This window comes from Kluyvera ascorbata, from assembly GCF_023195735.1.
GTDB lineage: Bacteria > Pseudomonadota > Gammaproteobacteria > Enterobacterales > Enterobacteriaceae > Kluyvera > Kluyvera ascorbata.
The window spans coordinates 1,348,693-1,371,997 of record NZ_CP096201.1 but is presented as its reverse complement, the minus strand read 5'-3'; the positions used below and the strand labels follow the sequence as shown (position 1 = coordinate 1,371,997).

Below are 23,305 nucleotides of genomic sequence, written 5' to 3'. Positions count from 1 at the left end.
ACATGCATCTGCAATCCGAACATCTCACCTTACGCCCGGCAACGGCAGACGATCTCGACGATCTTTATCGCATTTACGGTGACCCGGCGACCAACACCTTTAACCCCGCGGGCCCGCATGCGGATATCGCCTATTCGCGCCAGGTGCTGGCGGGGTGGCTCGAACATATTGAAAGCTATGGCTACGGCAACTGGGCGATTAGCCTGCGAGCAAACCCGCAGCGAATCATTGGTTTTGGTGGTATACGCATTGTCGATTATCCCGACTTTACGGTGAACAACCTGGGGTATCGTTTTTCCCCCGAAGCCTGGGGCAAAGGCCTGGCAACCGAGTTTGCCCTGCTGGCTATCGATTACGCATTCAACGTGCTGAAGCTGGAAGACGTGGTGGGCATCGTGCGCAAAAACCATCTTGCCTCGCAGAAGGTGCTGCTAAAGTGCGGGCTGACGCTGGTGCAGGAAATTGATGATGTACCGGGGAAGGAGCCGAGCTTGATGTTCAGACGGTTACGCGGCTAGCTAATGCTCCAGTCTTCGAGACGCAGCCCGCTGATTCGCTCAAATTCGCGGGTATTATTAGTGACCATAATCAACCCGAGCGAACGAGCATGGGCGGCTATCATACTGTCATACGGGCCAATAGGGGTGCCTGCCTTTGCCAACTCAGCCCTTATCTGCCCGGTCTGAATGGCGGCGTCATTGCCATAGTTCAGTACCTCCAGCCGGGCCACAAAACCTTCTACCACGCGCAGATTTTTTTCCGGCGCTGCGGATTTTTCCGCCCCATAGATTAACTCCATCAACGTGACGGAACTGATGCACATTCGCCCGTAGTGCTGAGTGAATGCTTCACGAACCGCCTGCGGTTTATTCTTGATGGTATAGATACAAATATTAGTATCCAGCATATACTTGAGCATCAGAACGTTTCCCTATCCTGTTCACCCGGCTGTTCCCGCGTCGCCATAAAATCTGATGTAACGCTTTCGCCGTCAAACCAGCTATCCCAGCTTTCACCTGCAGGCGTAATCACTCGTGTCCGCCCAATAGCAATAATATCGACGTGTTTAACGTCTTCCGGCATCGCTACCGCTTTTGGCAAACGCACCGCCTGGCTGCGGTTGCTTTTGAATATCGTTGTCTTTTCCATTGCGACCTCCGGCGGCTATTTTTTGTACTTATGAATAGTATAAGGATGTTTTGGGATATGTCTATGGGATATACAAAGTAGAGATAACGCTGCATAAAAAAAGCCTCTGCTAGCAGAGGCTTATTAACGTCACTACCGCAGGAATATTATTCCCACTCAATCGTAGCCGGTGGCTTACCGCTGATGTCATACACCACGCGGGAGATGCCGTTGACTTCGTTGATGATGCGGTTGGATACGCGGCCGAGGAAATCGTACGGTAGGTGCGCCCAATGTGCCGTCATAAAGTCGATGGTTTCGACAGCGCGCAGGGAGACAACCCAGTCGTACTTACGGCCATCGCCCATCACGCCAACGGAACGGACCGGCAGGAACACGGTGAACGCCTGGCTCACTTTGTTGTACAGGTCAGCTTTGTGCAGTTCTTCAATGAAGATAGCGTCCGCGCGACGCAGCAGGTCGCAGTACTCTTTCTTCACTTCGCCCAGCACGCGAACGCCGAGGCCTGGACCCGGGAACGGGTGACGGTACAGCATGTCGTACGGCAGGCCCAGTTCCAGACCAATTTTACGCACTTCGTCTTTGAACAGCTCACGCAGCGGTTCAACCAGACCCATCTTCATCTCTTTCGGCAGGCCGCCCACGTTGTGGTGAGATTTGATGACGTGCGCTTTACCGGTAGCGGAAGCCGCAGATTCGATAACGTCAGGGTAGATAGTGCCCTGTGCCAGCCACTTAACGTCTTCCAGCTTCAGCGCTTCTTCGTCGAAGACTTCAACGAACACGCGGCCGATGATTTTACGTTTGGCTTCCGGATCGTTTTCGCCTTTCAGCGCATCGAGGAAGCGTTGCTCACCTTCAACATGAACGATGTTCAGGCCGAAGTGGTCGCCAAACATATCCATCACCTGCTGCGCTTCATTCAGACGCAGCAGACCGTTGTCGACGAACACGCAGGTCAGGTTTTTACCGATTGCGCGGTGCAGCAGCATCGCGGTCACGGAAGAGTCCACGCCGCCGGACAGGCCGAGGATCACTTTATCGTCGCCAACCTGCTCACGGATGCGGGCAACGGCGTCGTCGATAATTTTCTCTGGGGTCCACAGCGCTTCACACTGGCAGATGTCGCGTACAAAACGTTCCAGCATACGCAGACCCTGACGGGTGTGGGTCACTTCCGGGTGGAACTGCACGCCATAGAAGCGTTTTTCCTCGTGCGCCATAATGGCGAACGGGCAGGTCTCGGTGCTGGCAACGGTGACAAAGCCTTCTGGGATGGCGGTCACTTTGTCGCCGTGGCTCATCCATACGTCCAGCAGCGGTTTGCCTTCAGCGGTCAGGGAGTCTTCGATACCGCGAATCAGCGCACTGTCGGTCTGCACTTCAACCTGCGCGTAGCCGAACTCACGCTCGGTGGAGCTTTCAACGTGGCCGCCGAGCTGCATTGCCATGGTCTGCATGCCGTAGCATACGCCGAAGACCGGCACGCCAGCGTTGAACACGTACTCTGGCGCACGTGGGCTGTTTGCTTCGGTGGTGCTTTCCGGGCCGCCGGAGAGGATGATACCGCTCGGATTGAACTCACGGATTTGGGCTTCAGTAACATCCCATGCCCACAGCTCACAATAGACGCCCAGTTCACGTACGCGACGTGCAACCAGCTGGGTGTACTGGGAACCGAAATCAAGGATGAGAATGCGATGTTTATGAATATTGTCTGTCATTTGACATTAATTCCGAGGCAAGTGAAACAATAACAAAGCGCCCGGTGAAAACCGGGCGCGGAAACTTATCAGGAGCCCATGCGATAGTTCGGGGACTCTTTGGTGATGGTCACGTCATGAACGTGGCTTTCCTGGATACCCGCGCCGCTGATACGCACGAATTCAGCCTTCGTACGCAGCAGGTCGATGGTACCACAGCCGGTCAGACCCATACAGGAACGCAGGCCGCCCATCTGCTGGTGAATGATCTCTTTCAGGCGACCTTTATAGGCTACGCGACCTTCGATACCTTCCGGTACCAGTTTGTCGGCAGCGTTATCGCTCTGGAAGTAACGGTCGGAAGAGCCTTTAGACATCGCGCCCAGGGAGCCCATACCACGGTAAGATTTGTAAGAACGGCCCTGGTAGAGTTCGATTTCGCCCGGGGATTCTTCGGTACCTGCCAGCATGGAGCCTACCATCACGGCAGCAGCACCTGCGGCGATCGCTTTGGCGATGTCACCGGAGAAACGGATACCGCCGTCGGCGATAACCGGGATACCGGTGCCTTCCAGCGCTTCAACCGCGTCAGAAACGGCGGTGATCTGCGGTACACCTACGCCAGTTACGATACGAGTCGTACAGATGGAGCCAGGACCGATACCCACTTTAACCGCGCTGCAACCGGCTTCAGCCAGGGCACGAGCGCCTGCGCCAGTTGCCACGTTGCCGCCGATGATCTGCAGATCTGGGTATTTTGCACGGGTTTCACGGATACGTTGCAGAACGCCTTCGGAATGGCCGTGGGAGGAGTCAATCAGCAGGACGTCAACGCCCGCCGCAACCAGCGCATCAACGCGGTCTTCATTGCCCGCACCTGCACCAACCGCCGCGCCTACGCGCAGACGACCTTTCTCATCTTTACAGGCGTTTGGTTTACGTTCTGCTTTTTTGAAGTCTTTAACGGTGATCATGCCCAGCAGGTGGAAGCTATCGTCAACCACCAGCGCTTTCTCTACGCGGCGTTCATGCATTTTAGCGAAGACCACTTCACGTGATTCGCCTTCGCGAACGGTAACCAGGCGCTCTTTCGGCGTCATATAAACGCTCACCGGCTGGCTCAGGTCGGTCACGAAGCGCACGTCACGACCGGTGATGATACCGACCAGTTCGTTTTCTTCAGTCACAACCGGGTAGCCCGCGAAGCCGTTACGCTCGGTCAGCTCTTTCACTTCAGCAAGCGTCGTGGTTGGCAGAACGGTCTGTGGGTCGGTAACCACGCCAGATTCGTGTTTCTTCACGCGGCGAACTTCTTCCGCCTGGCGCTCGATGGACATGTTTTTGTGGATAAAACCAATGCCGCCTTCCTGTGCCAGGGCAATTGCCAGGCGCGCTTCAGTCACGGTGTCCATTGCCGCAGAGAGCATAGGAATGTTCAGACGAATCGTTTTGGTCAGCTGGGTGCTGAGGTCAGCAGTGTTCGGCAGAACGGTAGAATGAGCGGGAACGAGGAGGACGTCGTCAAACGTCAGGGCTTCTTTTGCGATACGTAGCATGGGCAATATCTCACCTGGGAGGTTATTAAATATTGCCGCGGCATTATACAGAGCGTAAGCGATTGCATCTACACTTTTTTGCAAAAAATGCTTGCGATCGCCCCCCGGCAGGTTACTATCGACTGAATAACCTGCTGATTTAGAATTTGATCCCGCTCACATGTTATCCTCACAAAGCCCCTCAATTTTTACCGTTAGCCGCCTTAACCAGACGGTGCGTCTACTGCTTGAGCAGGAGATGGGCCAGGTGTGGATTAGCGGCGAGATTTCAAACTTCACTCAACCTTCTTCTGGCCACTGGTACTTCACCTTAAAGGACGATAACGCCCAGGTGCGCTGCGCGATGTTCCGCAACAGCAACCGCCGCGTGACGTTCCGCCCTCAGCATGGGCAACAGGTGTTGGTCCGCGCCAATATTACGCTGTACGAGCCGCGCGGTGATTATCAAATCATCGTCGAGAGCATGCAGCCAGCGGGCGAAGGGTTGTTGCAGCAGAAATACGAGCAGCTGAAGGCGAAGCTCCAGGCCGAAGGCCTCTTTGACCAACAGTTTAAACAGCCGCTCCCCTCACCGGCGCACTGCGTTGGAGTCATCACCTCGAAAACCGGGGCAGCGCTGCACGATATTCTGCACGTGCTGAAACGCCGCGATCCATCGCTGCCGGTGGTGATTTACCCTACCGCCGTTCAGGGCGAAGATGCGCCGGGGCAAATCGTGCGCGCCATTGAGCTGGCCAACGCCCGCGGCGAATGCGACGTGCTGATCGTCGGGCGCGGCGGTGGTTCATTGGAAGATTTATGGAGCTTTAACGACGAGCGCGTGGCGCGGGCTATTTTTGCCAGCCGTATTCCGGTGGTAAGCGCCGTCGGCCATGAAACCGACGTTACCATTGCTGATTTCGTTGGCGACCTACGCGCGCCGACGCCGTCCGCCGCAGCGGAAATCGTCAGCCGCAATCAGCAGGAGTTAGTCCGCCAGATCCAATCCGCTCAGCAGCGTCTCGGCATGGCGATGGACTACTATCTAGCCAACCGCAGCCGCCGCTTTACCCAGATGTTCCATCGCCTCCAGCAGCAGCACCCGCAGCTGCGACTGGCGCGCCAGCAGACGACGCTAGAACGTCTTCGCCAGCGCATGAGCACGGCGCTGGAAAACCAGATGAAGCAGGCCAATCAGCGCCAGCAGCGCACGCTACAGCGCCTGAACCAGCAAAACCCGCAGCCGCGCATTCATCGCGCCCAATCGCGTATTCAGCAGTTGGAATATCGTCTGGCCGAGAATATTCGCGCCCGCCTCAGCGAGCAGCGCGAGCGCTTTGGCAATGCGGTTACGCATCTGGAAGCCGTCAGCCCGCTGGCAACGCTTGCCCGTGGCTACAGCGTCACTACCGCCAGCGATGGCAAAGTGCTGAAGCAAACGAAGCAGGCGAAGGCGGGAGAGATGCTGACTACGCGTCTGGCAGACGGCTGGGTAGAAAGTGAAATCCGCACGATCACCGCACAGAAGAAAACGCGAGCGCGTAAAAAAGCGTTGTAAGAGGCCGATGATAAAGCCAATGCCTGATGGCGCTGCGCTTATCAGGCCTACCGTCGGGCACAAACGCACGTAGGCCGGGTAAGGCACAGCCGCCGCCCGGCATAAACGTGGTACCACCGTAAAATTATTCGCCGACCGGCACCCACTCCACCCGCTTTTTCGATATCAGGCCGTGGCCGTTCTGGCAGAAGTAGTCCACCGCGCCGCAGGCTTTCAACACCTCCAGCGGTTTGTGGCATTCCGGGCAGCGCGCCTCCAGCGTAAAATCTTTCTCGCAGTGGTCGCAGTGTGCCTGTTTACCCAGCACCTCCAGCGAGGCCTGACAGGTTGGGCAGATGAATTCCATGACGACTCCTTAACGCGGTTCTTGTGCCGCTATTTTACCACGACTCACCGCTCAGTGTTCCCCGCGTAGCTGCTGCTGGATACGTAAAAGCGTCTCCACTTCCGCCATGCGTCGCTGAGTGAGTTTTGCCACTTCATCCGGCGCGCGGAAAAACAGGCTGCGCTTGCCGAGGATTTGCTCTCCGAGACAGTGTGCATAAATGGCACCCGGTCGCGTCCAGCGCATCACGCTATCACCATCAATCAGCTCCACGCTTTCACCCCCGGGGGCACGAGTCTGGCTGATAATGCGCCCGTCGCGTAGATAAATACGGATCCCTTTGCGCTCAACGCCCGGCCCGGCGTATTTGTTCAGCCACAGGTTAACCGGAATATGACCCAGCGTGCCTTTGAGGTGCGCCTCCCCTTCCGCCGTTTCGGTATCGCCATGCGCGATAGGCCGCCCCAGCCGGTCTTTCACCTGTTCCGCCACCAGCTGAATTTCATCGCTACCGCCGAGATAGCGCACCGTCTCACGCATCATCGCCAGCACGTGGGTGCCGATATCGACAATCACGCCATCAGGATGGCGAAACTCACGGGTGTCGGGCTCGCCGGTGGTAAAGTTCAGGGCGATAGGCTCGCCTGCGGCATTAAAGCCGCTCGGCTCCAGCAGAAAGCCGTCGATGCTGACAATATCGTCCAGCGAAGTCACCGGCGGCGCAGTTACGCTCGCCGAATCCTCCGGCTGCCAGCGGTCATCCATTTTCCCCTGCGCCAGACACCACGCGCCATCGCGAGCCATCCAGTGGTCCAGCGCCAGCACGCGTCGGGCATTGTCTTCATGGACAAGACGTTGGCGCAGGCTATCAATTTGCGCAAGCGTGGCGGCAACCGGTTTTTCCACCACGATGCGGGGAATATCAGAACGCAGCGCCTGCTCGAGCGCGGGCAGATGCTGCAACGAGACGGTGGTGATAAACAGCACATCAAGCGGCTTTTCCAGCAGCTCAGCCAGTGACTCACAGGCGTTCACACCCGGGAGCGTGCGCTGTGGATTCAGGTCGTATCCCCAAAGCGAGGAGATAGGGAATGACAGTCGTGCTAGCGCAGGAAGATAGGCGGTTTCTACCACGGCGCCCAGGCCGATAAATCCAATATTCATAATTTCCGACTCACGTATAAGATAACGACATTTAGCGCCATTATGCGTGAAGCGCCACCGTGAAGTATTGTCCGCGGTGGCGTATCGGGTTACACAACTGCACGTAATCGGGCAAAACCTTCGGCCAGATCGGTCTTCAGGTCATCCATATCTTCGAGGCCAATCTGAATGCGCAGCGTCAGGCCCCCCGGCTGCCAGGTGGTGGCGGTACGATAGTCAGCGCAGTTGAATGGAATCATCAGGCTTTCAAAGCCGCCCCACGAATATCCCATGCCGAAAATGCCCATATGATCCAGCATGTTCGCCACGCCCGCTTTGGTAAATTCCGGCTTAAGGACGAAAGAAAACAGCCCCGATGAACCGGTAAAATCACGCTTCCACAGTTCATGTCCCGGGCATTCCGGTAGCGCCGGGTGCAGTACCTTCATCACTTCAGGGCGTTCACTTAACCAGTGCGCCATCTCCAGACCGCGTTTTTCCGCCTCTTTCAGCCGCAGATGCATGGTACGCAGGCCGCGTAGCGCCAGGAAGCAGTCTTCAGCGCCGGGCAGCATCGCCATCAGATCGTAGGTCTGGCGAAGCTTAGGCCACCAGCTTTCATTAGCCGACACCACCCCCATCAGCAGGTCAGAATGCCCACCGAGGTATTTCGTCCCCGCTTCCAGCGACAGGTCGCAACCGTGTTCGTGGGCGCGGAAGAAAATCGGCGTCGCCCAGGTGTTATCGATAATGGTGGCAATATTGTGCTTTTTCGCCGCGCGGGTCATTGCCGGAACATCCTGAATCTCAAAGCTTTGCGAACCCGGCGATTCCAGAAACAGCGTGGTGGTATTGGGCCGGAACAGGCTCTCAATCTCCGCGCCAATCAGCGGGTCATAGTAGGTGGTCTCAATGCCCATTTTGGTCAGCATCCCGGCGCAGAAATTGCGGGTTGGCCGATAAACGCTGTCGGGCATCAGCAGGTGATCGCCCGCTTTCAGGGTGGTCAAAAGCGATAGCGCAATCGCCCCCAGGCCAGACGGCGATAGCACCGTACCCGCCGCGCCCGCCAGCGCGCTCCAGGCATTTTCCAGGCTGGCAATGGTCGGCGTGCCCATCGTGCCGTAATTAAACTCGGCGCGATTATGCTCGAGATCGTTTACCGTCGGGAAAATCACCGTCGAGCCGCGATAGACCGGTACGTTCACAAACCCCGCCTGTTTGCTGGCATCCCGGCCAAGCTGGGTGATTTGGGTACTGATGTTAAAGTCGGATGTGGATCGATTACTCATGGATTACCTCATTAATTTCCCTGGTCGCGAAAACATCGTAACCACCGAACGTTACTCAAAGAACTTAAAGAAAGGCGATAAGCACAGCAAGATGCCGAAGAAAATGATGAACCAGACACCTACCCCTTTAAACTGATGTAGCACCTTCACCTTATAAACCAGATAGCAAGGGATCAGACAGGAAACCAGGCCAAATAGCGGGCTCCCCAGTTGCATAAAGAACAGGATCGAAAAGCGCGTGGAGATCCAGACCCACAGCCCGAGGATCACCCCAATGCTGATGGCCACATGCAGCACCTTCTGGTTAATTTTTTCTTCTGGAATAAACCGGGTAATCACGTTAACAACGATCCCCTTGATGGCTTCCTGAAAACCAAGATAGATACCAAGAAACGCCGTCAGAATGGCAAAGATATTTAGCAGCGCGCTCATCGCCTTAACGACCGAACCAGGAATAACCTGAGCTGCAATAGCAAGCGCCGATATATTCTGTTCAAAAGCCGATACGGCCTGCTCGTGGCTAATGGCAAAGGTGAACGAAAAAGCAAAAAACAGTACCGCGACGGCCAGAATAATATAGGCCACTCGATTGGCGCGAATCGCCCGATAAGTCGCAATACGTTTATCGGCTTCTATCTTGCGATACGCGATATTCATTGGGCTTAATATCTGTACAAATAAAATAGAAAATAACGTAAAAGGTAGCGTCAGGAAAACGTCACGCATAAACTCCAGAACGGGCGGAAATGCGCTGATATTGCTGAAGTTCCAGTATGGCACCATCACCAAACCCAGCATCACGATAATACCGAACTTTACGCACACCATCGGGCCAGAAACCTTAAACAGCAGCTTTTCACCCTGCGAAGCAATGCAGACCAACACCGTCAGAATTATTAGCCCATACCAGATAGAATCAGACAGCAGTCCTTCCGTCAGGCCAAAGGTTTGAATATAAGATGCACTATCAAAACTTACCGCCAGCGAGTAAGAAAACATTCCGTGTAGCAGCATCAGGAAGTAGGCAATGCCTAAACCTATCCCCCAGTTTTTTCCCAGATACTGGGTGATGACGCTGGCGTAATCCTGGCAATCATCCGTTTCTGACAGCGTTTTCAGATAAAGACTCTGCAGGATGTAAATGGCGGGGTATGAAATTGCCACCGAAACAATAAAGACCCAAATCCCTTTAATACCCACCTGTACCGGCATAAAAACGATGCCAGAACCAATGGCCATACCAATGCAGAGAATCACCCAGCCAACATCATATTTCGTAAAGGGAATGGACTTATATAAATTATTAGATTTATTTTCGAGTATCTCAGCCATTATATGCATTCCTATTTATAAGTGTTATTTAGAATAGAAACTCAAAAAACCGTATTGATGTATCTGTCAGTACAAATGGTAGGGGATCTGATAGGGATAAAGAAAGGTCTGAACGGTGTTAATCACTAACAATACCTTTGCATTTAACGCAAAAATTGACGAGCCTCTCGCTTTTTATGAAAAAATAAATAACATCATTAAAAACAAAGCATTAAACCATAAAAAGATTCTATTTTTCTTTCCTGCTTCGTTCGGGTAAGGTAGCAGCTGACGGCGTTTTTTATTGCGCATAGCGAATAGATGGGGCGTCGAGTCATGTTTACTGTGATTGGCCTCAAATTTCAAAACCGTCACGGCTATAAATCGTTAAAAAAGGAATAGCGATGTCATCAAATAAAAATGCGGCACTCGCGAAATTAAAAATTGATAACTATTCCATTTTTCATCACCTGAAAACGTTTATCAAAGTGGTGGAATGCAATAGCTTTTCTGCAGCCGCACACAAGCTGAACCTGACTCCCTCTTCCGTGAGTCGCAGTATCAGCCAGCTTGAGGATCAGCTCGGTGTCGTGCTGTTAAAGCGAACCACCCGTACCCTAATTCTGACCGAGCCGGGGCAATATCTGCTGTTCCGCGCACAGCGCCTGTTAGAAGAGCTGGACGAGTCGTTGGCCAATATCGCCAGCTTCAACCATCACCCGCAGGGCAAGCTGCGCGTCACCTGCTCTATTGCCTTCGGCGTCTGCCATCTTATGCGAATTTATAGCGAATATCGCCAGGATAACCCGGACGTCACGCTCGGTGTCGATTTAAATGACCAGAACGTTAATCTTAACGAAGAAAATTTTGATATAGCCCTTAGGATTACCGCACACCCGCCGACCAATTTTGCATTGCGTAAAATCTGCAAAATTAACTGGGTGTACTGCGCCAGCCGGGACTATTTTGCGCGGTGCGGCATACCGCAAAGACTGGAAGATCTTGAGCAACACGACTGTCTGATAAACCCCAATGTTTCCGATAACTGGCGCTATCAGAACGTCAATGGCGGCTTTAGCGCGCTAAAGGTGAAGAGCATAATCGAAGTGAACAGTACGCTCGGGCTACTTCATGCCGCGTTGCATCATCAGGGGATTGTCAGCCTGCCGACCTACATGCTGGGCGATTCAATCGCCAGAGGGGAACTGGTGCCTGTACTGACGGAATACAGCGCACGGGAAAATGATTACAGCCTGTATGCACTGTATCATCCGGGGCATTACCAGGATCCCAAAGTCAGAAGTTTTATCGATTTTCTGGTCGAAAGCATCGGGGAAAACCCCGACTGGGATCGCTGGATGCAAAGCCCCGGAGAGGCGTAGCAAATTACTCGTTGCCCCACTCATTCAGGAAGTTGGCAATCTCATCAATACGCTGGGCGCTGATACCGGCTTCAGTCGCCATCTCCTGCTGCGCTTCTTCGCTGATCTCTTCGTTGTTCATCAAACGGGTCAACAGCAGCTGGAAGTAATGCGCCAGTGCATCCAATTCAGACTCACCGACGGGCTTGGCTGATTCTGAGGCGTACTCTTCGGCTATATCATAATACTTCAGTGGAATGTCATTATTCATACATCGCTCCTGGGGTTAGTCTCATTCTTCGACGCTGTACAGGTTTCAGACCTTCAGCATTTTCACCGTGGCTTCAATATCAATCTCATCTTCTGAGAAGATAAGCGTCGTGCCCTGGAAAGTGGTGATCGCCAGCTTCTTCAGCGTACGCATTTCACCCTTTTTCTCCGCCGATTTCGGCTTGATGCTGTTCATCAGAAGCCCCACGGACAGCACCGCATTCTCTTTATCAATCGGGGCATCGGCAGGTACTTCCTCGCTGTAAACCAGGAAGGATTTGATCGACGTGAGCTTGATACGCTCGCCCGCGATATAGATATGCTTGCTTTCCGGAATGACCTTCACCGCATAAGCAGACAGCCCTTTGTTATTCGTCGTGGGTTCGAAGGTCACCGCGGCATCTTTCTTAATCAGATCGGGGTTGGCAACCTTAATCACATGAAAATAGCGGTTATCGCCGTTTTCATCTTTGATAAACCCAAAACCTTTATCTTTAAACCAGGTTGTGATTGTTCCGTTCATCGACCTTACCGCCTACTTTAACCGTTTGTTGACTCAATTTTTGCAGCGCGCAGTGTAAAGCACAATGCGTGCACAAACTATGTCTTTGACTTAAGTCTGGGTGATAATTTTCAGCTACGCGAGCAAACTCCGTTATAAGCCACCGCTTAGGTACATTTATTCTGACCACGGCCGGGCCACATTCAACCGTCGGTACATCGAAGGCGTGATGCCGACGCGTTTGATAAAAGCCCTTCGCAGCACGTCGCTGCTGGAATATCCGCACTGGCTAGCGATGGTTTTCAGCGGCAGCGTGCCGCTTTCCAGCAGCATTTTCGCGCGGTCAATGCGCCCGGCCTCCAGCCACTCACCGGCGGCCATATTCATCTCCTGGCGAAAAAGCCGGCCCAGATGGCGAGCGCTCAGACCAATATGGTCGGCCATATCCTGCAGGTTCAGCACCGTTGCCAGATTCGCGAGCGTCCAGCGCTGTAAATCCTGGAACGCGTTGCGACCGGTCGTGGAGACTGCGCTGTGGAGTATAAAATGTCCCTGATTAACCGGGCGGCGGAAAAACATGACCAGATTACAGGCAATCTCCTGCGCCACCTCGCGCCCCAAATCCTCTTCCACCAGTCGGATGGCTAAATCCATACCCGAAGTCACGCCCGCCGCCGTTCTGACCGGGCCGTCCGCGACATAGAGTGCATCCGCATCCACCTCAACGTCTGAAAACGTCGCCATAAAGCGGGAGGTCATGGCCCAGTGCGTGGTGATTTTACGCTGGGTCAGCAGCCCCGTTTGCGCTAATAGAAACGCGCCGGTACAGACGGAGCCATAGCGACGACTGTTTTCACAAAGCCTGCGGATACGCGTGATTTGCTCATCGTTCAGCGTCTGCTGCCAGACTTCCGGCGCACCGGCCAGCAAAAACGTATCCGGCTGAAGTGCATCTGTGTCTGCCAATCGCGCGTTCGCCACCAGCTTCACACCAGATGAGGCGCTCACCGTCGTCTCCTCCAGCGCGATAACGGCAAACTCATACACCTCGCGATGTAGGATCCGGTTAGCCTCAGCAAAGACATCCAGCGGGCCGGAAACGTCCAATAGCTGAACGCCAGGCACGGCAAGAAGGGCAATAACGCGTTTCATAAATGGGAGTGTCCTGATTCGATGCAATGTCTTAAATCGTCGTAAAACGACAATTCATGACATACAGAATGCCTTGTAAACTCCCCTTCAACAACCCGTGAGGAGGAAAATATGACTATCAACGTGCAAGGCATCCGTATTCCCGACAGCAAACTGGCCCGCGAAACCACTGAATTTATTCGCGATACCGAAAGCGATCTGCTGTTCCATCATTCCAGCCGCGTCTACTACTGGGGCGCACTGGTCGGTTTACGCCGCGAACTGAAGGTAGACCACGAGTTGCTGTATGTCGGCTGCATGTTCCATGATATTGGCCTGACACATGAGCACTGCAGCTGTGATAAACGTTTTGAAGTGGATGGCGCTAACGCCGCCCGCGCATTCCTGGAAGGGCACGGCGTGGCGACTGCCGATATCGATAAAGTGTGGACGGCGATAGCGCTGCATACCACGCCGGGTATTCCGGAATTTATGGCACCTGAAATTGCGCTGTTAACCGCTGGGGTGGAAATGGACGTGCTGGGTATCGGTTACGAGGAATTTAATGACGAGAGCCGTGAAGCCGTGGTTCAGCAGCACCCGCGCCTCGACAATTTTAAAGAGAACATCATCAGCGCATTCTACGACGGTATTAAGGGTAAAACGCAGACCACCTTCGGTAACGTAAAGGCAGACGTTATTGCCGACAAAGACCCAACGTTTGTTCCCGGCAATTTCTGCAGCGTGATTCGTCAGTCGCGCTGGAAATCTTAGCGCGGGCAACGTGCGCTTTGACGCCGGATGGCGCTCTGCTTATCCGGCCTACAGCGACCATAAAAAAACCCGCTTCCGCGGGTTTTTGGCTATTCGGCGCTAAAAGAATTGCTTATTTGCTCTTCTTAATGTGTCGAATAAGACGCTGACGCTTACGCATCTGGGTTGGCGTCAGCGTATTGCGTTTGTTCGCATACGGGTTCTCGCCTTCCTTGAACTGAATACGGATAGGCGTACCCATCACGTCCAGCGATTTGCGGAAGTAGTTCATCAGATAGCGCTTGTAGGAATCCGGCAGGTCTTTCACCTGGTTACCGTGGATAACCACAATCGGCGGGTTATAACCACCGGCGTGGGCATATTTCAGCTTCACGCGACGACCACGAACCAGCGGAGGCTGGTGATCTTCAGTCGCCATGGTCATGATGCGGGTCAGCAGCGCGGTACCGACGCGGCGGGTCGAGCTGTCATACGCTTCACGGATAGATTCGAACAGATTACCTACTCCACTGCCGTGCAGCGCGGAGATAAAGTGTACGCGAGCAAAGTCGATAAAGCCCAGACGGTAGTCCAGGGTCTCTTTCACCTGCTCTTTTACTTCCATGCTCAGGCCGTCCCACTTGTTGACGACGATAACAAGTGAGCGCCCACTATTGAGGATAAAGCCCAGCAGCGACAGGTCCTGATCGGAGATACCTTCACGGGCATCAATGACCAGCAGACAAACGTTAGCATCTTCAATGGCCTGCAGGGTTTTGATAACGGAGAATTTCTCAACCGTATCCGTTACCTTGCCGCGCTTACGCACACCTGCGGTATCAATAAGCACGTATTCACGCTCATCGCGCTCCATCGGGATATAGATACTGTCACGGGTAGTGCCCGGCATATCGTAAACCACCACGCGGTCTTCGCCGAGGATACGGTTAGTAAGCGTAGACTTACCTACGTTCGGGCGACCGACGATAGCGATTTTGATTGGCAAATCCTGCGGGTTGAAGTCGTCTTCCGGCTCTTCTACCCCTTCGCCATTTTCAGCGTCGAATTTCGCCCAATACTCGGCGTCTTCGTCCACTTCTTCCGGCGGGTTGATATCGTCAACGAACGGCAGCAGAACGGTTTCCAGCAGGGTGGTCACGCCACGGCCATGAGAGGCCGCAATCGCGTGGATTTCACCAAGGCCCAGCGACCAGAAGTCAGCAACGGCCTGATCCGGATCAATACCGTCCGTTTTGTTCGCCACCAGGAAGGTTGGCTTTTCACGAGCACGCAGATGTTTGGCAATACCTTCGTCCGCAGGCATCAGCCCCGCACGTGCATCAACCATAAACAGCACAACGTCGGCTTCTTCAATCGCCAACAGTGACTGCTCCGCCATGCGCGTTTCCACGCCCTCTTCCGTGCCATCGATACCGCCGGTATCGATACAGATAAACTCACGCCCTTCAACTTCAGCACGACCGTACTTACGGTCACGAGTCAGACCCGGGAAATCCGCAACCAGCGCATCACGAGTGCGCGTCAGGCGGTTAAAAAGCGTGGATTTTCCAACATTAGGGCGCCCGACAAGCGCGACCACAGGTACCATGTTAAAGCCTCATATACTCAAAATTTTGACAAAATCTATAAATAGCAAACGGCCCCTGAGCATTCAGGAGCCGTCCATTGCTGAATTAACGCCGGTGTTAACGCGTAATCGCGTAAACCGTACCGTCTTTCGCCTGAATCAGCAGTTTACCGTCGGCAACAACCGGGTCCGTCAGGAAGCCCGCGCTGTCAACTTTTTGCTGAGCCACGAAACGGCCATCTTCCGGGTTAATCCAGTGCATGTAGCCTTCTGCATCACCTACCACCAGGCTGCCATTATACAGCGCCGGAGAGGTCAGCAGACGGTGCAGCAGATCGCTCTGCGTCCACAGGGTCACGCCACCGTCGGTGGTCAGCGCCAGCAGACGGTCATTCTGGTCAACGATGTAGATACGGTCGCCGTCAACGATGAAATCGTTCACCGAGCCCAGCTCGCGTTTCCACATAATCTGACCGCTACGCAGATCCAGCGCCGTCAGGTTACCATTGTAGGCTAACGCGTAGACAACGCCATTCACGATAACCGGAGTGGTATCCACATCGCTCAGACGGTCGATTTCGGTAGAGCCGGTAGCCTGAGAAATACGCTGCTGCCAGATCATTTGACCCTGCTGCATCAGTACCGCGCTCACGCGACCGTTATCGCCGCCAACAATCGCCGCGCCATAAGCAACAGCCGGTGCAGATTCGCCGCGCAGAGAGAGCGCAGGCATATCCAGGTTCACCGTCCATTTCACAACACCGCTGTTTTCATCCAGCGCCTGCAGCTGACCGTTGCTGGTGTGAACCAGAACCAGGCCATCGCTGACGGTTGGACGAGAAAGCACTTCGCCTGCTGCCGTGGTTTTCCAGACAACAGCGCCGTCGCCCGCATCCAGCGCATAAACCTGCGCTTTTTCGCTGCCCACGTACACGTGGCCACCGGCAACGGTCAGGCCGCCGGAGAGCAGCGCTGGCTTACGAGAGAACCAGCCATCTTTTTCCGCCAGGTTAACGGACCACACTTCTTTCCCGTCATCCGCGTTCAACGCTTTCACGGTACCTTTACGGTCAGCCGCGTAAACCACGCTGTCCGCATAGGCCGGATGCAGGTTGGAGTAGAAATCACCGATACCGCTGCCGACGGAAACATCCCATGCGGTAGACGGCGTAAACTGGTTTTCTACGGTTGGCAGAGGAGACATTTTAACAACATCTTCTTCGCCGCTAAACAGTGAACAACCACTCAACAGAGTGACAGAAAGCAGTCCTGGCAAAAGTAATTTACGCAATTGCATCGGGTCCCTCTCAGACGGACAAATTATTAATTTTCATGCGCATCATTTCGCTCAGCGCGGGCGATGCATCGCTCTTAGCGCCAGCTTCCCACGCCGCACGTGCGCCCTGCTTGTCACCTTTACTGAGCAGGATTTCCCCGCGTAAATCAGCAACAATTGCCGTCCAGCCTTCGCCCTTCACGCCTTCCAGCGTTTTCAGAGCAACGTCAGGCTGCTTCAGCTGTAGCTGAACGCGCGCCAGACGCAGGCTGATAACGGATTTCAGATTATCATCAGATGCGGCTGCCAGGCCCTGCTGCAGCTGTTTTTCAGCCTGAGCAAGGTCGCTTTTGTCCACGAAGACCTGAGCCAGTTCCAGAGAGGCAAACGCACCATAGGTGTTTTTGGTCTCTGCGGCAAATTTCTGAGCCGCGGCCAGCGCTTCCGGTTTCCCTGAACTAAGAGAAGAAACGGCATTTTCGTAAGCCGCGGAAGATTCCCGGGCCGAGTCTACCTGATGGGAATTCCAGTAACGCCAGCCAACCAGCGCACCGATCCCTAAAATTACCCCAACGGCCAGCGCTTTGCCATTTTCAGCAAAGAAGCTTTTAAGCGCCTCAACCTGATCGTTTTCGTTATTTATTTCCACGCAGCCCTTCTCCTGATAATGATGTCCTGGAGATTAACCCAGAATAGTGCGCAAATGCGCGGCAACGCCTTCCTGCGTTACGGTTGTCTGCTCACCAGAGCGCAAATCCTTCACGACAACAGTGGCTTGCTCAACTTCTGACTCACCCAGAACCAGGGCAATACGTGCGCCCCATTTATCAGCGCGCGCGAACTGTTTCTTAAAGTTGCCGCCGCCGTGGTTGGTCATCAGTTTTACACCCGGTAATGCATCACGCACCTGTTCTGCCAGACGCATTGCGGCTGACTGAGTATCGGTGCCTGAAGCAACCAGGTATATATCGACAACAGGATCTGCTTTAAATTCCGGATTAACTGCCTGAACTAATAAAACAAGACGTTCCAGACCCATCGCGAAGCCTACCGCAGGGGTAGCGCGGCCGCCTAACTGCTCAACCAGACCATCATAACGACCGCCGGCACACACGGTACCCTGCGAGCCGAGGCTGTTGGTAACCCATTCGAAAACGGTACGGTTGTAGTAGTCCAGACCGCGAACCAGACGCTGGTTAACGGTGTAGGCGATACCGGCAGCATCAAGCTGTGCGCACAGGCCAGCAAAGTGCTCACGGGATTCTTCATCCAGATAGTCGCCAAGCGCAGGAGCGTCATTCAGCAGCGCCTGAACGTCTGCGTTTTTGGAATCCAGCACGCGCAGCGGGTTGCTGTACATACGACGTTTGCAGTCTTCATCCAGCACTTCAACATGCTGCTCAAGGAAGGCGACCAGCGCGTCACGGTAGTTGGCTCGAGCTTCCAGAGAACCGATGGAGTTCAACTCCAGATTCACGTGTTCAGAGATACCCAGCGCACGCCACCAGCGCGCAGTCAGCATAATCAGCTCAGCGTCGATGTCTGGGCCCTGCAGACCGAAGACTTCACAACCCAGCTGATGGAACTGGCGATAACGTCCTTTCTGAGGGCGTTCGTGGCGGAACATCGGCCCGATGTACCACAGACGCTGCTCCTGATTGTACAGAAGACCATGTTCGATGCCGGCGCGTACACAGCCCGCAGTACCTTCCGGACGCAGCGTCAGGCTATCGCCATTGCGGTCTTCGAAGGTATACATCTCTTTTTCAACCACGTCGGTCACTTCACCGATAGCGCGTTTGAACAACGGGGTCTGCTCTACAATCGGCAAACGGATTTCGCTATAACCGTAGCTGCCGAGCACCTGCTTGAGTGTGCCTTCAATGCGCTGCCAGATGGCGGTTTCGCCAGGCAGATAATCGTTCATGCCGCGAATGGCTTGAATGTTTTTTGCCACGTTAATTCTCTTTATATATAAAAATGAACCCTCAGCGCGTTCTGCGCCTGGGGTTCAATCATACACAGGAAGCAAGCCGCTTCCCATCTCGTTATTTTTCAACCTGCTGAACGTCGATACGACGCGCTTCATCAAGCACCGAGGCTTTCGCGCGGATTCTTGCTTCAAGCTGGCTAATCATATCGTCGTTATCAACGCGGTCTTTACGCACGCCGTCTTCATACAGGCCGCTTTTTTTGTTGCCGCCGGTCACGCCCAGCGTCGACACCAGCGCTTCGCCAGGGCCGTTTACCACGCAGCCGATGATCGATACGTCCATCGGGGTGATGATATCTTCGAGACGCTGTTCCAGCGCATTGACCGTCCCGATAACGTCAAATTCCTGACGTGAACAGGTTGGACAGGCGATGAAGTTGATCCCGCGCGCGCGGATACGCAGTGATTTCAGAATATCGAAACCAACTTTGATCTCTTCAACCGGATCCGCCGCCAGCGAAACGCGCAGCGTATCACCGATCCCTTCGGACAGCAGCAGACCAAGGCCAATCGCCGACTTCACGGAGCCGCTACGCAGACCGCCCGCTTCGGTGATCCCAAGGTGCAGCGGTTGATCGATCTGTTTCGCCAACAGGCGATAAGATTCCACTGCCAGGAAAACGTCTGACGCTTTCACGCTGACTTTAAACTGATCGAAGTTCAGACGATCGAGGTGATCCACGTGGCGCATGGCTGATTCCAGCAGCGCCTGCGGCGTAGGCTCGCCGTATTTTTCCTGCAGATCTTTTTCCAGCGACCCGGCGTTAACGCCGATACGGATAGGGATGTTTTTATCGCGAGCGCAGTCAACAACCATGCGAATACGCTCTTCGTTGCCGATGTTACCCGGGTTAATGCGCAGGCAGTCAACGCCGTACTCCGCCACTTTCAGGGCGATACGGTAGTCGAAGTGAATATCGGCAACCAGCGGGACGTTAACCTGCTGTTTGATAAGCTTGAAGGCTTCTGCGGCGTCCATCGTCGGTACGGATACGCGAACGATATCCGCCCCAACGCGTTCTAACGCCTTAATTTGATTAACCGTCGCTTCAACGTCTGTTGTGCGCGTATTGGTCATCGACTGTACGGCGATAGGAGCCCCATCGCCGATCGGCACGTTCCCAACGTAAATGCGTGTGGATTTTCTACGTTGAATTGGAGCCTGGTTGTGCATGAAAAATCTCCCGCATTACGCGTCTGTTATTGTGCTGGTGATTGTTCAGCACTCACGGTCAGGCGCGCAACCTGGTTAGTTCTGATAAAGCGGCTCAGATCGACAGGTTTACCCTGGTATTCAATCTGTACTGCGGCCGGTGCACCAATTTTCAGTTTGTAAGGTGCCTGACCGCTCAGGTTCAGGTTACCACCTTTACGCTGCAGACCGCTGAACAGCTTCTTACCGGTAGCATCGGTGACTTCCAGCCAGCAGTCGGCGGAGAAGTTCATCACCAGCGCGTTGCCATCAGCAACCGGGGCAGTTGTCTGAGCCGGGTCAGTTGGCAGTGCGCCCGGCGTAGCGGTCTGTGGTGCAGGAGTTGTGGTTTGCGCTACGGTACCGTCGACGTTAGCCTGAGACGGTGCCACAACGGCGTTATTCTGTGCTGTCGCTGCTGGTGCGGTAGTCGCAGATGGTGCGGCATCCGTTGGTGCGGCGGTCGCGGTATCTGGTGCTGTTGCGGAATCAGCGGTTGTTGGAGCCTGGTTAGCATCCGCGCCGGTGTTCAGCGGGATATCCTGAGCGTCGCTGCCGTTCGCTTTCAGCTCAACGGAGGACTGATCGGCCATGGTGGTGATCTCTTCCTGCTGCGCTTTGTGGTTCTGCCACCACCAGGCGACGGTTAAACCGACCACCACGAACAGCACGAGCCAGGTAAAGCTCATCAGCCAGCCATCGCGTTTTTTGCGACGTTTACCCAAGGAGAAGGTCTGCATCGGTGCGACTTTCGCCGCGCGTACCGGCGCTTGCTTTTCCATCATCGGCAGCAGCTCTTCCTCGGGGATATGCACGAGGCGAGCGTAGGAACGGATATAACCACGCAAGAATGTTGAAGCGAGTTCAGCAGGCGCCTTATCTTCTTCAATATCACGAACGGTGGAAACCTTCAGGCACAAGCGTTCTGCAACGGCTTGCTGGCTGAGTCCGAGTTGTTCACGGGCATTACGCAAACGGACACCCGTGGTCTGTGCTTCTTGTTGGTCGTGGTTGGTTTCAGTATTCATTCGCTACAACTGCTGATTCGTGAAATTTAAGGTTCTGATGCGGAATCTTGCCCGCACCGCGAAACATCCGGTCGTGTGTTCGAACTGACAGACTGGCTGTCGGGTGTACCCTATCCAAAACAGCGTCAAAGGCAGTATTCACGCTGTAATTGCAACGCTACATACTGCCTCAATACTTGTCGAAACGCACCGTAATTATTAACCAGATCAGTACGTTTCGCCTAATCCTTAAGCACTTGACTCTACGTGCGCCCTTTCAGGCGCACGTCACGCTGAATTACAGCGCTTTTACTTCAATGGTTTCACCCTGCATACGCTTACGCATTGTACGCTTGGTACGGTCGATAACATCACCGGCCAACTGACCGCAGGCGGCATCAATGTCATCTCCGCGAGTTTTACGCACGATAGTGGTAAAACCGTAGCCCATCAACACTTTACAGAAACGGTCGATACGGCTGTTAGAGCTGCGACCATACGGCGCACCCGGGAACGGGTTCCACGGAATGAGGTTGATCTTGCACGGCGTATCTTTCAGCAGTGCAGCCAGCTCATGCGCATGCTCGGTACCGTCGTTGACGTGGTCAAGCATCACGTATTCGATGGTCACGCGGCCCTGATTGGCGTTGGACTTCGAAATGTAGCCACGAACAGATTCCAGGAACGTCGCGATATTGTACTTTTTGTTGATAGGTACAATTTCGTCACGGATGGTGTCGTTCGGTGCGTGCAGGGAAATAGCCAGCGCCACGTCAATCATGTCGCCCAGTTTGTCCAGCGCAGGCACAACGCCTGAGGTAGACAGGGTAACGCGACGTTTAGAGAGACCAAAACCGAAATCGTCCAGCATGATTTCCATTGCTGGAACCACGTTGGTCAGGTTCAGCAGCGGTTCACCCATGCCCATCATCACCACGTTGGTGATAGGACGTACGCCGGTCGCTTTGACGGCACCGACGATTTTCGCCGCGCGCCAGACCTGGCCGATAATTTCCGATACCCGCAGGTTACGGTTAAAGCCCTGCTGAGCCGTAGAGCAGAATTTACACTCTAATGCACAACCGACCTGTGAAGAGACGCACAGGGTGGCGCGATCGTCTTCTGGAATATAAACGGTTTCAACGCGCTGATCGCCAACGGCAATCGCCCATTTGATGGTGCCGTCAGATGAACGCTGCTCTTCCACCACTTCCGGGGCGCGAATTTCAGCGACTTCTTTGAGCTTGCCGCGCAGGACTTTGTTGATGTCAGTCATTTCATCAAAGTCGTCGCAGCAGTAGTGGTACATCCACTTCATCACCTGGTCGGCGCGGAAGGGTTTTTCGCCTAAGTCTTTAAAAAACTCGCGCATCTGCGGACGGCTAAGATCCAGCAGGTTAATTTTTCCATCTTTGTTGGGAACCGCCGGGATGGCGCTCTCAGGCGTGACAATTTGTTCAGACATTTTCTATTCCGGCCTCGTTGTTACACGTTATGGCCCCTGGAGGGTTGATAAAAAGAAGCGCCCCAGGAAAGCGGTCTGCTCGTCCGGGGGCGCTGCATTGTACAAATTCTGGCGCACGGATGCCACGTCTGCACGCGGCATTCGCTAAATAAAGTGTAAACGTGCCCTTAGCGGGTACGTGGGCACACTTCGCCTTCTGCGAAGAAGAAAGCAATTTCGCGCGCGGCGGATTCTACGGAGTCAGAACCGTGGGTGCCGTTTTCGGTGAAGCTGTCCGCGTAGTCAGCACGCAGCGTGCCAGCCAGCGCGTTGTCTGGGTTGGTTGCGCCCAGCAGGTCACGGTGACGCTGAACGGCGTTTTCGCCTTCCAGTACGGAAACCACGATTGGGCCGGAGGTCATGAACTCAACCAGACCGTCGAAGAATGGACGACCATCGTGCTCAGCGTAGAAGCCACGAGCCTGCTCAACGGTCAGGTGCAGCATTTTGGTGCCAACAATCTTAAACCCTGCTGATTCAAAGCGAGAGAAGATGCTGCCAATAACGTTTTTTGCCACCGCGTTTGGTTTGATGATGGAAAAAGTACGTTCAATAGCCATGATTACCTCTAATTTTATGTTGTCGTGCATACAGCAGTTGTATGACCTGGCGCGGATTATAAAGACCGGATGCGTCGTTGCCTATGGATGAAGGTAACATTTTTTTAAAATAAAACACTTTTAAGCAACACATTTTGTAACACGCTCGGTTT

The 23,305-nt window shown here is 54.1% G+C and carries 23 protein-coding genes; 4 read left to right on the top strand and 19 right to left on the bottom strand.

Translation table 11 applies throughout. The features are described 5' to 3' along the window. The first annotated feature begins 2 nt into the window (after positions 1–2). A complete protein-coding gene (locus MY052_RS06495; RefSeq protein ID WP_248538394.1) occupies positions 3–518 on the top strand; it encodes a GNAT family N-acetyltransferase in 516 nt (171 codons plus the stop codon). Here MY052_RS06495 and vapC read toward each other — a convergent pair. The 4 genes from vapC to guaB all read right to left on the bottom strand — a co-directional run bounded on the left by vapC (position 515) and on the right by guaB (position 4,408). After that, on the bottom strand, positions 515–919 hold the full coding sequence (vapC, locus tag MY052_RS06490; RefSeq protein WP_248538393.1) for a type II toxin-antitoxin system tRNA(fMet)-specific endonuclease VapC: 405 nt from the start codon (positions 917–919) through the stop codon (positions 515–517). The genes MY052_RS06495 and vapC overlap by 4 nt on opposite strands. Next, complete coding sequence (gene vapB / locus MY052_RS06485) at positions 919–1,149, bottom strand: type II toxin-antitoxin system VapB family antitoxin (RefSeq protein WP_248538392.1); 231 nt, start codon at positions 1,147–1,149, stop codon at positions 919–921. The genes vapC and vapB overlap by 1 nt, the downstream gene beginning before the upstream one ends. 146 nt (positions 1,150–1,295) lie before the next feature. Next, entirely contained in the window at positions 1,296–2,873 is a 1,578-nt protein-coding gene (guaA, locus tag MY052_RS06480; RefSeq protein WP_248538391.1) for a glutamine-hydrolyzing GMP synthase, read from the bottom strand. A 68-nt stretch (positions 2,874–2,941) separates the two neighbouring features. Then, entirely contained in the window at positions 2,942–4,408 is a 1,467-nt protein-coding gene (gene guaB / locus MY052_RS06475; RefSeq protein ID WP_035891430.1) for an IMP dehydrogenase, read from the bottom strand. Between the two features lie 160 nt (positions 4,409–4,568). On the opposite strand from guaB, the gene xseA reads away from it, so the two are divergent. After that, positions 4,569–5,945, top strand: a complete 1,377-nt coding sequence (xseA, locus tag MY052_RS06470; RefSeq protein ID WP_248538390.1) for an exodeoxyribonuclease VII large subunit — start codon at positions 4,569–4,571, stop codon at positions 5,943–5,945. Between the two features lie 124 nt (positions 5,946–6,069). On the opposite strand, the gene MY052_RS06465 is transcribed toward xseA, so the two are convergent. From MY052_RS06465 to MY052_RS06450, 4 genes are all read right to left on the bottom strand, one after another. Then, positions 6,070–6,291 carry a zinc ribbon domain-containing protein gene (locus MY052_RS06465; protein WP_248538389.1) on the bottom strand — a complete coding sequence of 74 codons (222 nt, stop codon included), beginning with the start codon at positions 6,289–6,291 and terminating at the stop codon, positions 6,070–6,072. Positions 6,292–6,342: 51 nt separating this feature from the next. Beyond that, a complete protein-coding gene (locus MY052_RS06460) occupies positions 6,343–7,434 on the bottom strand; it encodes a Gfo/Idh/MocA family oxidoreductase (RefSeq protein WP_248538388.1) in 1,092 nt (363 codons plus the stop codon). A gap of 89 nt (positions 7,435–7,523) precedes the next feature. After that, positions 7,524–8,705: a cystathionine beta-lyase gene (gene metC, locus MY052_RS06455; protein ID WP_123650320.1), complete on the bottom strand. Its 1,182-nt coding sequence runs from the start codon at positions 8,703–8,705 to the stop codon at positions 7,524–7,526. A 51-nt stretch (positions 8,706–8,756) separates the two neighbouring features. After that, positions 8,757–10,037 carry an amino acid permease gene (locus tag MY052_RS06450; protein WP_081918511.1) on the bottom strand — a complete coding sequence of 427 codons (1,281 nt, stop codon included), beginning with the start codon at positions 10,035–10,037 and terminating at the stop codon, positions 8,757–8,759. A 383-nt stretch (positions 10,038–10,420) separates the two neighbouring features. On the opposite strand from MY052_RS06450, the gene MY052_RS06445 reads away from it, so the two are divergent. Further along, a complete protein-coding gene (locus MY052_RS06445) occupies positions 10,421–11,398 on the top strand; it encodes a LysR family transcriptional regulator (protein ID WP_035891416.1) in 978 nt (325 codons plus the stop codon). 4 nt (positions 11,399–11,402) lie between these two features. On the opposite strand, the gene MY052_RS06440 is transcribed toward MY052_RS06445, so the two are convergent. The 3 genes from MY052_RS06440 to MY052_RS06430 form a co-directional block, all read right to left on the bottom strand. Continuing rightward, positions 11,403–11,648: a DUF2543 family protein gene (locus MY052_RS06440; protein ID WP_123650323.1), complete on the bottom strand. Its 246-nt coding sequence runs from the start codon at positions 11,646–11,648 to the stop codon at positions 11,403–11,405. Positions 11,649–11,693: 45 nt separating this feature from the next. Beyond that, positions 11,694–12,170: a cold-shock protein gene (locus tag MY052_RS06435; RefSeq protein WP_035891411.1), complete on the bottom strand. Its 477-nt coding sequence runs from the start codon at positions 12,168–12,170 to the stop codon at positions 11,694–11,696. A gap of 156 nt (positions 12,171–12,326) precedes the next feature. Next, positions 12,327–13,301, bottom strand: a complete 975-nt coding sequence (locus tag MY052_RS06430; RefSeq protein ID WP_248538387.1) for a GlxA family transcriptional regulator — start codon at positions 13,299–13,301, stop codon at positions 12,327–12,329. Positions 13,302–13,412: 111 nt separating this feature from the next. Between MY052_RS06430 and MY052_RS06425 the strand changes: the two genes are divergently transcribed. Next, positions 13,413–14,054, top strand: a complete 642-nt coding sequence (locus MY052_RS06425) for an HD domain-containing protein (RefSeq protein WP_248538386.1) — start codon at positions 13,413–13,415, stop codon at positions 14,052–14,054. Between the two features lie 112 nt (positions 14,055–14,166). Here the strand turns inward: MY052_RS06425 and der are convergent, their stop codons facing one another. From der to ndk, 8 genes are all read right to left on the bottom strand, one after another. Further along, on the bottom strand, positions 14,167–15,642 hold the full coding sequence (gene der / locus MY052_RS06420; RefSeq protein ID WP_035891400.1) for a ribosome biogenesis GTPase Der: 1,476 nt from the start codon (positions 15,640–15,642) through the stop codon (positions 14,167–14,169). Positions 15,643–15,739: 97 nt separating this feature from the next. Next, positions 15,740–16,918 carry an outer membrane protein assembly factor BamB gene (gene bamB, locus MY052_RS06415; RefSeq protein ID WP_035891399.1) on the bottom strand — a complete coding sequence of 393 codons (1,179 nt, stop codon included), beginning with the start codon at positions 16,916–16,918 and terminating at the stop codon, positions 15,740–15,742. 10 nt (positions 16,919–16,928) lie between these two features. Then, positions 16,929–17,546 (bottom strand): YfgM family protein, encoded by a 618-nt coding sequence (locus MY052_RS06410; protein WP_035891397.1) that lies wholly within the window; start codon positions 17,544–17,546, stop codon positions 16,929–16,931. A 33-nt stretch (positions 17,547–17,579) separates the two neighbouring features. Continuing rightward, positions 17,580–18,854 carry a histidine--tRNA ligase gene (gene hisS, locus MY052_RS06405; protein ID WP_035891394.1) on the bottom strand — a complete coding sequence of 425 codons (1,275 nt, stop codon included), beginning with the start codon at positions 18,852–18,854 and terminating at the stop codon, positions 17,580–17,582. 91 nt (positions 18,855–18,945) lie between these two features. Then, entirely contained in the window at positions 18,946–20,064 is a 1,119-nt protein-coding gene (ispG, locus tag MY052_RS06400) for a flavodoxin-dependent (E)-4-hydroxy-3-methylbut-2-enyl-diphosphate synthase (protein ID WP_035891392.1), read from the bottom strand. A 26-nt stretch (positions 20,065–20,090) separates the two neighbouring features. Then, on the bottom strand, positions 20,091–21,110 hold the full coding sequence (gene rodZ, locus MY052_RS06395) for a cytoskeleton protein RodZ (protein ID WP_248538385.1): 1,020 nt from the start codon (positions 21,108–21,110) through the stop codon (positions 20,091–20,093). 277 nt (positions 21,111–21,387) lie between these two features. Continuing rightward, positions 21,388–22,554 carry a dual-specificity RNA methyltransferase RlmN gene (rlmN, locus tag MY052_RS06390; protein ID WP_035891388.1) on the bottom strand — a complete coding sequence of 389 codons (1,167 nt, stop codon included), beginning with the start codon at positions 22,552–22,554 and terminating at the stop codon, positions 21,388–21,390. Positions 22,555–22,721: 167 nt separating this feature from the next. After that, entirely contained in the window at positions 22,722–23,153 is a 432-nt protein-coding gene (ndk, locus tag MY052_RS06385; RefSeq protein WP_035891385.1) for a nucleoside-diphosphate kinase, read from the bottom strand. Positions 23,154–23,305: the final 152 nt, after the last annotated feature.

Coding starts and splice junctions, on each gene's coding strand:
- ndk (WP_035891385.1), bottom strand. CDS start 23,153: ATGGCTATTGAACGTACTTTTTCCATCATCAAACCAAACGCGGTGGCA.
- MY052_RS06460 (WP_248538388.1), bottom strand. CDS start 7,434: ATGAATATTGGATTTATCGGCCTGGGCGCCGTGGTAGAAACCGCCTAT.
- MY052_RS06445 (WP_035891416.1), top strand. CDS start 10,421: ATGTCATCAAATAAAAATGCGGCACTCGCGAAATTAAAAATTGATAAC.
- MY052_RS06450 (WP_081918511.1), bottom strand. CDS start 10,037: ATGGCTGAGATACTCGAAAATAAATCTAATAATTTATATAAGTCCATT.
- rodZ (WP_248538385.1), bottom strand. CDS start 21,110: ATGAATACTGAAACCAACCACGACCAACAAGAAGCACAGACCACGGGT.
- MY052_RS06425 (WP_248538386.1), top strand. CDS start 13,413: ATGACTATCAACGTGCAAGGCATCCGTATTCCCGACAGCAAACTGGCC.
- guaA (WP_248538391.1), bottom strand. CDS start 2,873: ATGACAGACAATATTCATAAACATCGCATTCTCATCCTTGATTTCGGT.
- rlmN (WP_035891388.1), bottom strand. CDS start 22,554: ATGTCTGAACAAATTGTCACGCCTGAGAGCGCCATCCCGGCGGTTCCC.
- MY052_RS06440 (WP_123650323.1), bottom strand. CDS start 11,648: ATGAATAATGACATTCCACTGAAGTATTATGATATAGCCGAAGAGTAC.
- metC (WP_123650320.1), bottom strand. CDS start 8,705: ATGAGTAATCGATCCACATCCGACTTTAACATCAGTACCCAAATCACC.
- xseA (WP_248538390.1), top strand. CDS start 4,569: ATGTTATCCTCACAAAGCCCCTCAATTTTTACCGTTAGCCGCCTTAAC.
- guaB (WP_035891430.1), bottom strand. CDS start 4,408: ATGCTACGTATCGCAAAAGAAGCCCTGACGTTTGACGACGTCCTCCTC.
- vapB (WP_248538392.1), bottom strand. CDS start 1,149: ATGGAAAAGACAACGATATTCAAAAGCAACCGCAGCCAGGCGGTGCGT.
- vapC (WP_248538393.1), bottom strand. CDS start 919: ATGCTCAAGTATATGCTGGATACTAATATTTGTATCTATACCATCAAG.
- bamB (WP_035891399.1), bottom strand. CDS start 16,918: ATGCAATTGCGTAAATTACTTTTGCCAGGACTGCTTTCTGTCACTCTG.
- MY052_RS06495 (WP_248538394.1), top strand. CDS start 3: ATGCATCTGCAATCCGAACATCTCACCTTACGCCCGGCAACGGCAGAC.
- ispG (WP_035891392.1), bottom strand. CDS start 20,064: ATGCACAACCAGGCTCCAATTCAACGTAGAAAATCCACACGCATTTAC.
- MY052_RS06465 (WP_248538389.1), bottom strand. CDS start 6,291: ATGGAATTCATCTGCCCAACCTGTCAGGCCTCGCTGGAGGTGCTGGGT.
- MY052_RS06430 (WP_248538387.1), bottom strand. CDS start 13,301: ATGAAACGCGTTATTGCCCTTCTTGCCGTGCCTGGCGTTCAGCTATTG.
- der (WP_035891400.1), bottom strand. CDS start 15,642: ATGGTACCTGTGGTCGCGCTTGTCGGGCGCCCTAATGTTGGAAAATCC.
- MY052_RS06435 (WP_035891411.1), bottom strand. CDS start 12,170: ATGAACGGAACAATCACAACCTGGTTTAAAGATAAAGGTTTTGGGTTT.